Annotated in this window: 16 protein-coding genes and 1 pseudogene; 9 read left to right on the top strand and 8 right to left on the bottom strand. The window is 40.4% G+C overall.

Annotated features, from left to right (window positions below; translation table 11 throughout):
* The first annotated feature begins 104 nt into the window (after positions 1 to 104).
* From B7360_RS22300 to B7360_RS22270, 7 genes are all read left to right on the top strand, one after another.
* On the top strand, positions 105 to 755 hold the full coding sequence (locus tag B7360_RS22300) for an XRE family transcriptional regulator (RefSeq protein WP_085344645.1): 651 nt from the start codon (positions 105 to 107) through the stop codon (positions 753 to 755).
* Positions 756 to 1180: 425 nt separating this feature from the next.
* Complete coding sequence (locus B7360_RS22295; RefSeq protein ID WP_085344644.1) at positions 1181 to 2020, top strand: hypothetical protein; 840 nt, start codon at positions 1181 to 1183, stop codon at positions 2018 to 2020.
* A gap of 702 nt (positions 2021 to 2722) precedes the next feature.
* Complete coding sequence (locus B7360_RS22290) at positions 2723 to 2902, top strand: hypothetical protein (RefSeq protein WP_085344643.1); 180 nt, start codon at positions 2723 to 2725, stop codon at positions 2900 to 2902.
* Between the two features lie 204 nt (positions 2903 to 3106).
* Positions 3107 to 3553 (top strand): DNA repair protein RadC, encoded by a 447-nt coding sequence (radC, locus tag B7360_RS22285; RefSeq protein ID WP_085344642.1) that lies wholly within the window; start codon positions 3107 to 3109, stop codon positions 3551 to 3553.
* A gap of 54 nt (positions 3554 to 3607) precedes the next feature.
* Positions 3608 to 3958: a DNA-binding transcriptional regulator gene (locus B7360_RS22280; protein WP_065645677.1), complete on the top strand. Its 351-nt coding sequence runs from the start codon at positions 3608 to 3610 to the stop codon at positions 3956 to 3958.
* 27 nt (positions 3959 to 3985) lie between these two features.
* A complete protein-coding gene (locus B7360_RS22275; protein WP_065645685.1) occupies positions 3986 to 4606 on the top strand; it encodes a ParA family protein in 621 nt (206 codons plus the stop codon).
* Between the two features lie 20 nt (positions 4607 to 4626).
* A complete protein-coding gene (locus B7360_RS22270) occupies positions 4627 to 4851 on the top strand; it encodes a hypothetical protein (protein WP_065645678.1) in 225 nt (74 codons plus the stop codon).
* Between the two features lie 550 nt (positions 4852 to 5401).
* Here the strand turns inward: B7360_RS22270 and B7360_RS22260 are convergent.
* The 8 genes from B7360_RS22260 to B7360_RS22225 all read right to left on the bottom strand — a co-directional run bounded on the left by B7360_RS22260 (position 5402) and on the right by B7360_RS22225 (position 10889).
* Entirely contained in the window at positions 5402 to 5827 is a 426-nt protein-coding gene (locus tag B7360_RS22260) for a hypothetical protein (protein ID WP_069218321.1), read from the bottom strand.
* Positions 5811 to 6983 (bottom strand): hypothetical protein, encoded by a 1173-nt coding sequence (locus tag B7360_RS25410; protein ID WP_371343736.1) that lies wholly within the window; start codon positions 6981 to 6983, stop codon positions 5811 to 5813. The genes B7360_RS22260 and B7360_RS25410 overlap by 17 nt, the downstream gene beginning before the upstream one ends.
* A gap of 225 nt (positions 6984 to 7208) precedes the next feature.
* Complete coding sequence (locus B7360_RS22250) at positions 7209 to 7856, bottom strand: recombinase family protein (RefSeq protein WP_024700075.1); 648 nt, start codon at positions 7854 to 7856, stop codon at positions 7209 to 7211.
* A gap of 307 nt (positions 7857 to 8163) precedes the next feature.
* Positions 8164 to 8439 carry an HU family DNA-binding protein gene (locus B7360_RS22245; RefSeq protein ID WP_085344641.1) on the bottom strand — a complete coding sequence of 92 codons (276 nt, stop codon included), beginning with the start codon at positions 8437 to 8439 and terminating at the stop codon, positions 8164 to 8166.
* Positions 8440 to 8554: 115 nt separating this feature from the next.
* Positions 8555 to 8716, bottom strand: a complete 162-nt coding sequence (locus B7360_RS22240; protein ID WP_053312141.1) for a Hok/Gef family protein — start codon at positions 8714 to 8716, stop codon at positions 8555 to 8557.
* A gap of 534 nt (positions 8717 to 9250) precedes the next feature.
* Positions 9251 to 9661 carry a hypothetical protein gene (locus B7360_RS22235; RefSeq protein WP_085344640.1) on the bottom strand — a complete coding sequence of 137 codons (411 nt, stop codon included), beginning with the start codon at positions 9659 to 9661 and terminating at the stop codon, positions 9251 to 9253.
* 14 nt (positions 9662 to 9675) lie between these two features.
* Positions 9676 to 10374 carry a StbB family protein gene (gene stbB, locus B7360_RS22230; protein ID WP_085344639.1) on the bottom strand — a complete coding sequence of 233 codons (699 nt, stop codon included), beginning with the start codon at positions 10372 to 10374 and terminating at the stop codon, positions 9676 to 9678.
* Positions 10375 to 10376: 2 nt separating this feature from the next.
* Complete coding sequence (locus B7360_RS22225) at positions 10377 to 10889, bottom strand: hypothetical protein (RefSeq protein ID WP_085344638.1); 513 nt, start codon at positions 10887 to 10889, stop codon at positions 10377 to 10379.
* Between the two features lie 229 nt (positions 10890 to 11118).
* Between B7360_RS22225 and B7360_RS22220 the strand changes: the two genes are divergently transcribed.
* Complete coding sequence (locus tag B7360_RS22220) at positions 11119 to 11472, top strand: plasmid mobilization relaxosome protein MobC (RefSeq protein ID WP_085344637.1); 354 nt, start codon at positions 11119 to 11121, stop codon at positions 11470 to 11472.
* A pseudogene (locus tag B7360_RS22215) lies at positions 11466 to 12800 on the top strand (relaxase); the annotation flags it as partial. The gene B7360_RS22220 and the pseudogene B7360_RS22215, both read left to right, overlap by 7 nt.

The following is a 12800-nucleotide window of genomic DNA, read 5'->3' as shown; positions in this document are numbered from 1 at the left end:
AAAAACGGCTTGTAAAGTTTCGTTTAGTTTTTGTTTACTTAATTCTACATTTGTTTGGGCGAGAATCATTACCAGTAAAAACCTTTAAGATAATCCAAAACATTATGAGCAAGAGCATTACTGGTATTAATATAAAAAGGTATAGAGAGTCATTAGGAATAAGCCAAGAATCCCTAGGTGATGCTATAGGTGTCACCAAATCAACAATTTCTAATTGGGAGATAGGGAAGTCCTATCCTAAGAGAGGTAATTTATTAAAGTTATCTCAAGAGCTTAATGTTTCTGTTTATGATATTGAGAATTCAACAATTAATGAAGAAGCTGACAAGAGCTATATAAGTAAATGTAATGAACTAAAAATGATTCCTTTTTATACCAATGTAAGGGCATCTGCAGGGCATGGATTCATTAATAATGATGAGACTTTTAAGTATGTGCATATTGAAGATCTACCGCCTAATAGCAACTTTAAGTGTTTGTTTTGTATATTAGCTACTGGTGACTCAATGGAACCTGTTTTAAAGCATGGATCATTAATCGTAGTTGATACTAGTAAGACTGATATTATAGATGGAAAAATGTATGTTTTTTGTCAAGACGACACATTACGGATAAAGATTTTTTCTTATGAAAAACAATTAATTAGAGTTAAAAGTTATAATAATAATTATGCTGATGAACTATATCGCTTTGATGAAATGAGTAAGTTAAAAATAATTGGACAAGTGGTTTATTTTTCTACTAAATTAAACTAGATTTTACTTCCATGTTAAGCGTGAGCTGTAGTATAGTTATACTAAATCTGTTATCTAAAGTGCACCACATAGCGCACTACTACATAGTTTTCTATGTAGTGTATTTTACAGATTAGAATGTGTTGGGGGTGAGATCCTGACTACATAGCATTCGCAAAGAGCCGTTCGCCCGCTAGTGAGCGGCTTTTTTGTATCTGAAATTTAATGATTGATCTTTAAAGAGTTCTTCGATATTTTAAGGGCTCATTGTTTGGACTCTCAACCCAAACAACCCTAAAAATCTAGCGGAATCATAAAAATGAACACTCATCAATCCGCGCCAAAAGCGCACAACCCAATCAGACTCAGAACTCAAGTAATGACCACTATTACAAATGGCGATCTTCATGATGTCCGTTTTGGTTATGACTTGGAGGGTGTGTCTGATGCAAATTGCTGAGCAAAACACACACACACCTGCGCAACAGAAAGCCGCTACGGAAGCCGCGTATCGTGCTCGCCGTAAAGCGCGTAAGTTTGAATTGGTCGCGTTACACAAAGCGGCGGTCGCGGCTGAAAATGCCAAAAAGCCAAAAACTCCCTTTGTGATTGCATTTCGATCTCGTCGTTTGCGCCGTGATGGAGTGATAGAAACTCTACCTCAAGAATTTGCGCGCATCTTGAAAGCGTGTGAAGAATTGATCACGAATAAAAAGCGTTTTCCTGCCTTATATGCTTGGGGAGGTGACGGCGTGAACAATATTCAATGTCGGATAAACATCGCGCGTGTTCTGGCGTGTATCTTAGTGAATACGGATTTGATTGGTGGTCGTATCGGTGAGCCGACCGAAGCGGGTATTCAAACAATTAGTTGGGATCAAGTTCAAGAAGATTACGCTTTGCGGTTTGGTGAATTCATTTCGCCAAAGTCGTTTGCGAAAGCATTAAAATATTTACGTCGAGCTGGCTATCTTCATTGCGAGCGCATCAACGTGAATGTCAACGAAGAAGAGGGGACGGTTCGCAGTGCGCCTGCTTACAAACAGCTTACCGAGCGTTTCTTTGCCGACCTAAAAGTCGTTCGCTATCCCAACATTGTAGAGCTTATCCTTGCGACCAGAAAGCGTCAGGAGAGCAAAGGATTGCATTTCAAGTGGTTGTCATTCCGAAATATCGCCAAGCAAGTACAAGAGATTTACAACGGTAAGAAGTTAGATGGCTATGCTGAGGCCACTGCTTCCATTTTTCAGGCGTTTAACCTGACTCCTGCCTTTACTCCTCATTAGATGTTAGGTGCATCCGCGCAAGCGGAGGACTCTGCACACCCATAGAAAATTAAATGTGATATAAATCAATAAATCTCCTTCCTCTTCATCCATTGTTACCATTTCATTTTAACGTTTTCTCGTGGTTTTCATCGTTTTTGCTATTTCATTGGTTTATTCACACAAAAGGTAGTGCAAGAAAATAGGATAAGAATTTACCCTAAGAATGCCCCTGATTAACATGCCGTGCTTATGAAGATTTCATATTTAGACTTCGTATATAGATAAATATAAAGATAAATATTTAAGAAAGGACAATCGCTTCGCTCTAAGTTACCTACAGCCAGCATTGACATTACAGCAACACAATAGAATAGGTTCACTCGCTGGCTGCGCTGAACCTTTCTTTTGTCATTCGACAGGAACCTTTCGAGCTTATACGCATGATTTCGTGGAACGACCCCGTAAAGTCATCACAGTCTTCGAACCTCTGTGTCTATAAAGGTCTAGCAGGGTGGAGGGCAACTTTTGTGCCGGATAGTCTGTTGAACACAAAATAATTCAGTAGGCGTTGATAGGTCGCTTCTTACTCGCTTTGCTCGCGCGTTCTGGTATTCGTCGCGAAGCTCCTCATGAAAAATACACTTAAGTGCTTACCCCAATACATTTTCCATGTTTGTGGTATGTTGGAGTTATCTAGCGTCATTTTTGGGAGTATGTATTATGGCCTACCCTCCTCATCAGTTGGTGAATTTGTATCTACTCATCCAACGTCCAAGCTCCAGCTCAAAAGAATTACGCCGATTTCAGTGTCGAGTTTATGCGATTAACCAAATCAAAGGCCAACAAGAAAAGTCTGGTGCGATTATTGGTTCTATGGTTGAACCTATTCGGGATGTTTAAGATTTCTGTAAGCGTAGGGGTTTGAGGTCCAACGGAACGAAAGTGTACGTTTAGAGAGTTAAGTTATTGTATCTAAAGGTTTTATGAAAGAATGAATTAATAAATTCATTCTTTCATTAATCTGTTGACCCCACCACTGTGTGGCGGTATAATCTTTTTGAAGGTCGGGAATCCTCCATGACCATTAAAACGGAATAGATTTTCATGTTTACTTTGGAAGAAAAAGAAATCTTAGCTCACGCTAAAAGCATTATTGAGTCAAAAATTAAAACTGTTGATGCATTCACCTCCCCAGCGATGGTCAAGGAGTATTGCAGCGTCCAATTTTCACATTTACAACGCGAACATTTCTCTTTACTTCTTTTGGATAAACAAAACCGATTGATTGAATGCACAACTCTTTTTGTTGGTACGCTTGACCAAGCTTCAGTTTATCCTCGTGAAGTTGTAAAAGAGTGCGTGTTGAAAGGTGCCGCTTCAGTGTTGTTAGTACATAACCACCCATCAGGTGTTGCTGAACCATCGAATTCAGATAGAAGAATAACAAGGCGTTTGTGTGATGCTTTGGCTTTAATTGATGTTCCTGTTCTCGATCACATTGTTGTGGGTATGGGGGAGCAAGTTTCTTTTGTGGAGCGTGGTTGGTTATAGAGATTTAACTCAAGGTGAGTGTTTATCACTCACCTTTAATTATAAGGTATTGATATGAGCGAAAGATATCCGAATTATTTTTCTACAGTAACTCCAACTACAAAGGACGCTTTTAAGAATAAAGCTTGTTCTCTTCCTTTATCTCATCCCAATTTTAAGCGTCCATTGGCTTCTGAGGTTAAGGAGTTGAGGAAAATCCTTGGCTTTTCTCAGGCTGATTTAGGTCGCTTAGCAGGAAAGCGTGTTACCTCTAAAGGGTGTAGTCACGTTCGTAAGTGGGAAACTGACGAAAGTAAATCTGAGCATCGAGGAATTGATTTAGGAGTGTGGCGTATGATGCTTTATTGCGCAGACATTTGTTCCATCGAAGATGATCTTAATTTTATTGAAAACATTAAAGCATGAAAGAATGAAACTTGAGTGGGTGTGATTATGATTATTAGCTTTATCAGTCAGAAAGGTGGCGTTACAAAAAGTACGTTAGCTCGCGCAGTTGCAGTTGCTTTTGCTGAAAATGATTGGTCGGTTCATTTAGCTGATATGGATTGGCAACAACAAACATGTGGCAAATGGACTGCTAGGCGTGATGTAAAGAATATTGAACCTGCAATATCATCCTCTTCTCATCGACGAGTGGACACCGCATTAAAAAATGAAAGTCTTTATAATATTTTAATTATTGATGGTCGTCCGGCAGCCGATCAAGATTCCATCTTGATCGCTAAATCATCATCTTTAGTCGTTCTCCCTACTGGCACTTCATTAGATGATCTGGAGCCCCAGTTGAATCTTGCAAATGACTTAAAAATGAACGGAGTAAGTAACGATAAAATTCTATTTGTTGTCAATAAAGCGACGACAAGCGCCGAAGCTACTAATGCTCTTGAAACTATTAAAGCCTGGGGTTTTTCAGTGTGCGATAACGTTATTCCATTCAAGGCTGGATATTCAGCAGCACAAGACCAAGGCTTATCTGTTACTGAAACTCGTTATCCATCTTTGAACTCTTTGACAAGTAGCGTTGTTCAAGAAATTGTTGATTTAATGATTTAATGATTTAATGAGGGTTGTATATGAATAAAACAAAAGTCAAAATTGCACCACCACAAGCACTTACGCAAAGTGTTACAGAGACTCCAGCAAGCAGCAGAGCTTCTAGTTCAGAAGAAACGAAAAACATTCAGTTTAAAGTTACACCAGATAAGCATATTGAAATTAAGTCTTTTGCTGCGGAAAGAGGCTTGTCTTTAAAAGAGTTTTTCTTAAAACTCTACGAGAATGAAAGAATGAAAGAATGAAAGAATGAAAGAATGAAAGAATGATAAAGTGCCCTCTCAACAAAAGCCGTCAAACTACTTGTTGAGAGGGAGCATCCAATCCATTGGAGAAAATTAAGATGCAAGTGAATTGTAGCATTAACCATGCTCTGAACCAAACTGCTACGGATGACGAACTCAGACTATTATCGAGTCTCATTGAGCGTGACTTTTTTCAACCAGCTCAACGAACGGTTATTGAATCATTCGTGAGCCGAAAATCTATTGAGAACTATCTCAACGCTCACACTATTGGTAAAGAAGAAAGAGATATTCAAAATAGATAACCTCTCAGTGTTTGTCCGTAATTCAAGCAACGACCAAACATGGGTGTTCCCATCGTTCGAAATCTTGGTTATTCCCCTTTATTGTAATGATGGGGAGTGAGGTATCCATTTTGGGGGTTTGTGCCCATTTCAGCGAAAAGTCCAAAGTTGGCTCTCAGGCCTTTAGTTACAAGGGATTACGAAGAGTAGTAGCGAATAAAAAGACTCCCGAAGGAGCCTTTTAAAATTCAAACATTGTGACTAAATCATCGACCTTTCACGTACATAAGATGTATTCCTGTTGGAGTGATTCTTGTTAAATCTCGGCTGTACACATACCCATATTTTTCTAACAAATCGATAGAGTGATATGTCCATCCAGCAGCAAATGCTACGCCTGCCAATGCAAAATAAAGAGTTGTTTTGTTGACCACTGGAGTCCATCGTTCACCGATAACTAATCTTGCAGTCTTTCCCGTAACTAAAGCAACTCCAGAAAAAATCGCAATGAACAAAATAGCACCAAAGCCTCCAACAGGAACCCATAACGTAATAACTGAAAGTTGTACCATTTCTTCTCGATTCAATAGATCAATATAATCTTGAAAGACTCCAACACTAACCCAAAACCACAATGGAACAAGCAGAAAGCTAAGAACTGCCGCACATCTAACTTTAGTTTTCGACAGCATCTTCTAACACCTCAACTATTGAGTTAGCGATATTATATTCACCCCAAGCCCATTCAATAATTCCATAAGTAACAGCCACGGCAATAGCACCAACAAGTACATAACCGGAAGCAGCAACAACTCCCCACAAAATAGCTTCACCTGCCCCAAATTGAACTAGCGCTTTAAACATGTCAGAGCCAACATTCCCAAACCAATCCACTAGGTGGTAATCATCTTTGAATACTAGGTCACTGGTAGCAATACTTGCCGATACTACAAACGTTAAAACTCCTGCACCTTTAAAGTTTGCAGCCCTAGATTTCGGGCTAAAACCAGTTTGCATTGCTTTAAATGAGTTCAGCGGGTATTTTTTTCCATTCATGTTGACACGAGTGCCATTTACAAGCGCATGTTTGAGTGCTTTCCCGTTCAGATCTGTCCCATTGAATGCGACAAAGATTTTTCCTCTGCTCTCAACAAGATCCGCCTTAATGTTCATATCCCCGAATTGCTTAGCAATAGACGCAGCGTCAAACATCGGCTCTGTGTGGTTGAACCATGATTTTGCTGTATTAATACTCGCAGCAAGAGCTGCAACGTCTTTACCAGAATCGATCCAAACGTTATGCAATATCTTGTGCGCATCTTCTAAATCCGTGATAAGCACATGCTGCATGTTCTTAGCCATTTCGTCTTCCAGAGAACACTCTAAAGCAAGAGAATCACTTAATACTTTTTCAACCGTTTGAGTTTGGCTATATAACAAAGGCTCTGAGCTATAAGGGTCGTTAACTGGAGAATAGGGTTGAACGGAGGCTATCTCTGCACTTCGACCAGACGGCGCATGAGCGAGTTCGCTAGTAAACTGTTCAAATATCCCCTTTGATACTTCACCCATCGGTTTTAACGGACGCTCAAGTGGATTAGCTAACCCATCCTCCGTAGGATTTAAACGACTACGGATCGCATCATTCATGTTCTTAAATGCCTTGATGCCTCTTGCTTCAAGCGCGAGCTGTTCCTGCTCTTTCTTTTGATAAAAGGCATTTTGATCCTGTGTGTATGCTCTTTGAGCATCAAAAATAGTGGGATATGTAACTCTTTTGTACACCAATGAATTCACAATAGGATCATGCCCTAAATGTTGCTGCATAGCGGTTTGGTCATAAAACATATCAACGGCTTGATCGAATGTGACGTGACACTTTTCCCAAAAAGCACTACCGCGCTGTGCGAATGGATAGTTTCGACCTCTCGGTGGAGGATTTCTGCTCATGATTTGCTCACATTGTCGAATAAAGAGTATGAAATCATAGCGATTTTTCTTGGTGCGTCATATTGGTCATATATTGAATAGGCAACTTCACTATCAAAACGCTCATTTTGGCAGTGACAAAAATCAATATGTCTTATCATCAATTAAACGTTCATGCTCTAACCTCTTTGCCACTCGAATGACCGTTCTGTCTGAGACATTGGTTAGCTTTGCAGTATCGCGAATACTCAATTTATTGATGACTCGCAACTGATAGATTTTTTCGTGGAGCTCGAGGTTTGGTTGTCTGCCACGATATTTCCCTTCCTCTTTGGCCTTTTTTATCCCCTCAGCCTGACGGCGACGCCGATCTTGGTAATCTTTGCGAGCGATGGCTGCCAACATGTCCATCATCATGCTGTTTATCGCTTTGATCATAGAGCTGGTAAATTCATCGGTGACTTGAGGAGATAGAGCGATATGACTGGTCGGTAAATCTAGGCTGATCACTTTTAATGCTTTCTTGCTCAGCATTTCTTTCAATGTGAACCAACTTTTTTCATCAAGACGTGAAAGGCGGTCAATCTGCTCAATGAGGATCGCATCACCAACAGCTGCATCATCAAGTAATCGTAGAAGTTCAGGCCTTTGCAAAGATGCGCCTGATTCATTCTCAATATACCAACCCGCCACACGGTAGCCTTTATCCTGAACAAAGCTTTGTAAGGTGTTCTGAGCACGTTTTGCATTTTGATCAGATGTTGATGCTCTTAGGTAGCCAAATATGTACATAATTCACTCGATATGACATTTACATGATGATCTTAATCATCATGTCATTTAGGTTATGACATAGCAGGATTTGATGTCAAATTTAACCCATGTCTTTTAGGTAGACCCTACGATCACTGGTAAAAACCACCCCAAAATCAGGATATGACATAACCTATGTGTCACCACTGGCTGTGTCATGACTTAAATGACATGCTTGTTTTTTGTTAGCGTACGTTTTCGTTCCATTGGGCGTCACACCCCACCTTTGCTTTTTCTGCGTTCTGTTTTTTTGTGCTCGATGCTTTGGTCATGGCATTGCTCCTTCTTACGAGTTCACTACCTCTTTCAGCGTTTTGCTTGCTTTGAACGCGGGTACTTTTGCGGCGGCAATGTGGATTTCTTCACCTGTACGAGGATTACGACCAGTACGCGCCGTGCGCTCATTGACTTTGAATGTACCAAAACCAACCAATGCCACCTCATCGCCGTTTGATAGCGTATCTGATATCCCTTCTAAGATAGTGCTTAATGCGGCATCCGCTTTTGCTTTCGAGATGTCTGCCGTGCGGGCAATATGGCTAACCAATTGTGATTTATTCATTGTGTCTATTCCTTGTTAAACGGTTTTCGAGTCAATCGAGAATATGGGTGCTCAGTGGTCAGTACCATCACAATACTGAATCAGAAAGAAGGGTCCCCCCTTCTTTCTGTCCAGCTTACTTCACCATTGTTTCGTAGACAACGAAGCGTGCCAGAAAGTCGGTGTGTGCATCCTTGTAACGCACCTCACAAAGTGAGTCGCGGACAAGCCATAGCCCCACCAACACAGTGATACAAATCACTACTAATCCCGCTAAGGCGGTTTTACTTTTTGGCATTTTTCATTGCCTCCTAATGGTAAAGAGGCTAATATTTGTATTGCTAGATACATATACGTTGCCTCGTTTGAATTTATAGTTCATTCGGGGCTTTGTATTTTCTACCACTTACAAAACAGGTTTTGCTCATGGTAGAAAACCAAGAGCACCCAGCGACATTCTAAAGCTTTTCTGCTTCTCTCTCTATCCTTTTGTTTCTCAAACCCATTTTAAATATTCTTCCTTAAACGTACGTATACGAATAAGGATTGAATTATTTATCCTGCTAATCGATGCTCATGATGGATAAGTGCGAGGGCATGTGCGGATTCTTTCTTTGTCATTCGACTATAACCATTATTGTACACTGTTCATTAAGGTAGTTATTGGTCTAGCAGGAGGAAGGGGCTTTGTGGTTGTGGCTTCATTGTAATTATTTTTTAATTAAACAACAGGGATGAATGAGGCTTTTACCTATCCACATGAGGGAACGGGAGACCGCTAGGGAAAATCTCCCGCCGATTGTGGGTAGGTAAAAGCCGTGTTGCGCGTTCATTATCTCAATGCAAGCCAATAAAAGACCGTGCCCATTATGCCGCCGCCAATCAGAGTGGCGGCGATAATGGAGGCAAAGAAGAGGCCTTTATTAACGGGGATATAGCCACTTATTGTGCGCGCAATCATTTGTTGGTTGTCGATATGATGTTGCTGAATGATGTCTCGTATTTCATGACTTAACGACTCATGGGAGGCTTTTTGCGCTTGCTCGATGCTATTGCGCAGTTGTCGGGTATGGTGTTCCACTTCACTGGTGATATCGAGGACACGATTCATCTTTTGTTGAAATGACGCATCATATTCACTGGGAACGGTTTTGAGTGCCTCAGATAGTGAAAGAATTTCTTCTCGCAGTTCATGAAGCTCTTCAAGCGTCAGCTCTTTTGTTATTTGGGCTAAACTACTCATGTTTTTTCTCGCGCTTACGCCAAGTCAAGGGCGGTAAATGCGGTATCCAGTTCATCATTAAATCCATTGACTAATCGAAAGGCGGAGCGTTCAAAAGAGAGGATATTACGTTCTTCTTTTGATTCACTTTGTCGGATCAGCGTTCGAAAGTCTCTGTTGTCATTTAATACCTCAAGGAAAGGGCGGTCAATTTTTGCGAGTAAGTCAAATACGGTTGACTCATAAATAATAGCGTGTTTATCGAGTGAAATACTGGAAGGTAAGCCACGTAAGAATTCCGCGTACTCTTTCTCGACGGGCATTTTCTTGTTTGCCATATTAAATACGACCTTAATACGCTCTGGTTCGATGCCGAGCGTCATTAAATTTTCAATTGTACTGACGGAATCGACTTGTTGTTTATTGGATGGGGTAACCGGAACTAAGAAGTAGTCAATATCTTCATGGCTGCTTTTAAACTCTTGCATTTTTAAGAGGAAGTTTTCGATATTGGAAGAGCCGACATCAATGATGGAGCAGTCATGCTCATCCATTTTATTAAGGATGTCCTCGAATTGTTCAGCGGAGAGTTTTTCATCATTTGTTCCATCGGAATTAATGGTTTCGACTTTGACGACTTGCGCACCTTCTAGTCTTGGTTTTAATAGGATGTCACAGATAGTGGATTTACCCACATTTCCTGAGTTGTTAACGACAGCAATATTAAGATACATGATTATTTCCTTTTCATTTTTCGGTGTCGATATTCAGAGATCCGGGTGCTCAGTTGAATTTGGTTGGGACAATTCCAGCTTTTGACTTCGTCGGGAGAGAGGTCAGTTTCGAGTAATACACTGATCAAGTAATCGTTGTTAATGCCAATGGCTTTCCAGTCAGCCTCAGAAAAGTGACTTATTATTTTTGGGTTAACTTCATGTTGAGTCTGCTTCTGTTTTGTTTTTTCGTCATGAGATGCATCAAGCGCCGATATTGTCCTATTTTCTTTTGCAGCATTGGCTTGTGTGTCTGCACGTTTTGTCTTTGCTTTATGAATTAAGTTGTAGAAATGTGATTTACCAATGCTGAACTGACCATGTTCATGCATTTTTGAATAACTAAACCCGTTTCGTTTAAACGCAATTAATTTGGAAATGTACTTGCAGAATACACCTTGCGTAGTCATTAGCTTGCTATCCAAGTCATTTTTAATATCCTGTATAAGCTTATTAAGCGTTTCTTCTGAGTACATAAGTCCTCTCTGTGATAAAACAGTGATATAAGTATGATTAGACTATGATGATTAAATGCTCGTCTTGTGATTGTTATAACTTAACATGTGAAAAAAGACTAGTGAATGTATGAAAATAAAAATGTCATTTCGACATTTTTATTTTCCATAGGCACGCGGCCGAATGTATACATTCGAGTGCTTAGGGGATAAAATCCCCTAATACCCCAGAAACTCTACGAGTTTATATATGGAAAAAGAATCTGCTTCTATTCATGTTCAGGCAAGATTAACGCCAAGCGAGTATGCGCCATTTAAAAAATTAATCGAAATAACGGGTGCTAAAAAGGCTACGTTATTTCGTCATGTTATATTGTCGAATAAAAATAATGTCGTTCATTTGGGGCAGTCCTCAGAGGAAGAGGAAGCCAAAAAACGAATGGTCTTTATCGCGAATAAAGCATCAAATAACCTCAACCAGATAGCTAAACGGTTAAACCAAGCGTATCGAGGTGAGGTGATTCGTGAACAGCATTATACCAGAATAATGAATGAATTGATTGGGTTACGGTCTGCTTTTGAAAAAGGAATTGACCAATGTTAGTTCGCGTTCGTGGTGGAAAAGATGGCATCGCAGAATATTTACGGGATGGGATGAAATCCGACAGAGACATGCACCGCGACCAATTGGATAAGCGAATTTGTATTGATGGTGATTTGTCATTAACGGATGCCATTATTAAAGAGATGGCGAAAACGGACAAACCAGAAAATTATCTTCATATAACGCTCAGCTTTGCCGAGCGAGATATAAGTGAAGATAAAATCCGTGAAGTGTATGACGAATATAAGCATAACTTTATGGCGGCGTATTTGCCGGAGGAATATAATGTCTATGCTGAAATACACCTTCCTAAAATAAAATCATATCAAGACAAAAGCACAGGGGAAACGGTTGAACGTTTTCCTCATGTGCATGTGGTTATTCCAAAAAAGAACCTGCTCGATGGTAAGAATTTAAATCCTAGAGGTTTTTACAAGACGAATTTGGAGTACTTTGATGCAATACAAGAAAAAATTAATAATAAGCATGATTTAATTTCTCCCTTTGATAATCAAAGACTATTTAAAGTTGATCAATCGAAACTTATCGCTCGCTATAAAGGCGATAATTTTAAAGGCGCGAACCGTGAATTAAAATCCGAGTTATTTGATGTCATACAGGAAAAAAACATTTCCAGCATGTCAGCGTTTAAAAAAGAGTTGGCAAACTATGGTGACGTTTCTGTCGGCAAAGCTGGTAAGCCGGACGAATATTTAAAAATCAAACCACATGGCAGCACACGTAATGTGCGTTTAACGGACGCGTGTTTTCACCCCGACTTTATTGAGCGTCGATTATTGAAGCGTGAGAAACCCACTCAAAAGCAAGTGGATCGTTTGGTGGACGAGTGGGTGAATGAGCGCGCTCATGAAGTGAAATACATTCATGCCGGTTCCCCGAAGCTGCGTCAGCAATACCAATCCTTACCTAACGAACAAAAAGGAGCGTTTTTAGATGAACAACGAAGAGCCTATTATGGACGATATGACCTTAGCACCGGAACCCGACTTTCTGAGCGAGCCTCAAGAGAGGGAAACCACCACCTCAAACGAAGCCAGTATCTTTCATCGAGCAGACGGAAGAGTGATCGAGAGCTTGGTGCTTCACGAGCTGGAACCCAAGATGTTGCCAACCAGTCCGACCGCGTGTCAGGTTTGCCCCAACAGCATGTGGATGCAGCAAGACGACAACGGCGAAACGGTGCTGCAAAACTATTGCCTCATCATGAGTCGCATCATTTGGCAGGCGAACAAGCCAGTCGAGATCCTCAACTGCGACGGGTTGGTGATGAACCAAGACGACGAGTAAAGCGTTTTTCTTTTAAGCGT

This window comes from Vibrio sp. ArtGut-C1 (assembly GCF_002105475.1).
In the GTDB taxonomy this organism is placed as follows: Bacteria; Pseudomonadota; Gammaproteobacteria; order Enterobacterales; family Vibrionaceae; genus Vibrio; species Vibrio diabolicus.
This window is presented reverse-complemented; position numbering and strand designations above follow the sequence as displayed.

Coding starts and splice junctions, on each gene's coding strand:
- B7360_RS22250 (WP_024700075.1), bottom strand. CDS start 7,856: ATGTACATATTTGGCTACCTAAGAGCATCAACATCTGATCAAAATGCA.
- B7360_RS25410 (WP_371343736.1), bottom strand. CDS start 6,983: ATGTTTTATGACCAAACCGCTATGCAGCAACATTTAGGGCATGATCCT.
- B7360_RS22300 (WP_085344645.1), top strand. CDS start 105: ATGAGCAAGAGCATTACTGGTATTAATATAAAAAGGTATAGAGAGTCA.
- B7360_RS22260 (WP_069218321.1), bottom strand. CDS start 5,827: ATGCTGTCGAAAACTAAAGTTAGATGTGCGGCAGTTCTTAGCTTTCTG.
- B7360_RS22290 (WP_085344643.1), top strand. CDS start 2,723: ATGGCCTACCCTCCTCATCAGTTGGTGAATTTGTATCTACTCATCCAA.
- B7360_RS22240 (WP_053312141.1), bottom strand. CDS start 8,716: ATGCCAAAAAGTAAAACCGCCTTAGCGGGATTAGTAGTGATTTGTATC.
- B7360_RS22270 (WP_065645678.1), top strand. CDS start 4,627: ATGAATAAAACAAAAGTCAAAATTGCACCACCACAAGCACTTACGCAA.
- B7360_RS22220 (WP_085344637.1), top strand. CDS start 11,119: ATGGAAAAAGAATCTGCTTCTATTCATGTTCAGGCAAGATTAACGCCA.
- B7360_RS22235 (WP_085344640.1), bottom strand. CDS start 9,661: ATGAGTAGTTTAGCCCAAATAACAAAAGAGCTGACGCTTGAAGAGCTT.
- B7360_RS22225 (WP_085344638.1), bottom strand. CDS start 10,889: ATGTACTCAGAAGAAACGCTTAATAAGCTTATACAGGATATTAAAAAT.
- B7360_RS22245 (WP_085344641.1), bottom strand. CDS start 8,439: ATGAATAAATCACAATTGGTTAGCCATATTGCCCGCACGGCAGACATC.
- radC (WP_085344642.1), top strand. CDS start 3,107: ATGTTTACTTTGGAAGAAAAAGAAATCTTAGCTCACGCTAAAAGCATT.
- B7360_RS22280 (WP_065645677.1), top strand. CDS start 3,608: ATGAGCGAAAGATATCCGAATTATTTTTCTACAGTAACTCCAACTACA.
- B7360_RS22275 (WP_065645685.1), top strand. CDS start 3,986: ATGATTATTAGCTTTATCAGTCAGAAAGGTGGCGTTACAAAAAGTACG.
- B7360_RS22295 (WP_085344644.1), top strand. CDS start 1,181: ATGCAAATTGCTGAGCAAAACACACACACACCTGCGCAACAGAAAGCC.
- stbB (WP_085344639.1), bottom strand. CDS start 10,374: ATGTATCTTAATATTGCTGTCGTTAACAACTCAGGAAATGTGGGTAAA.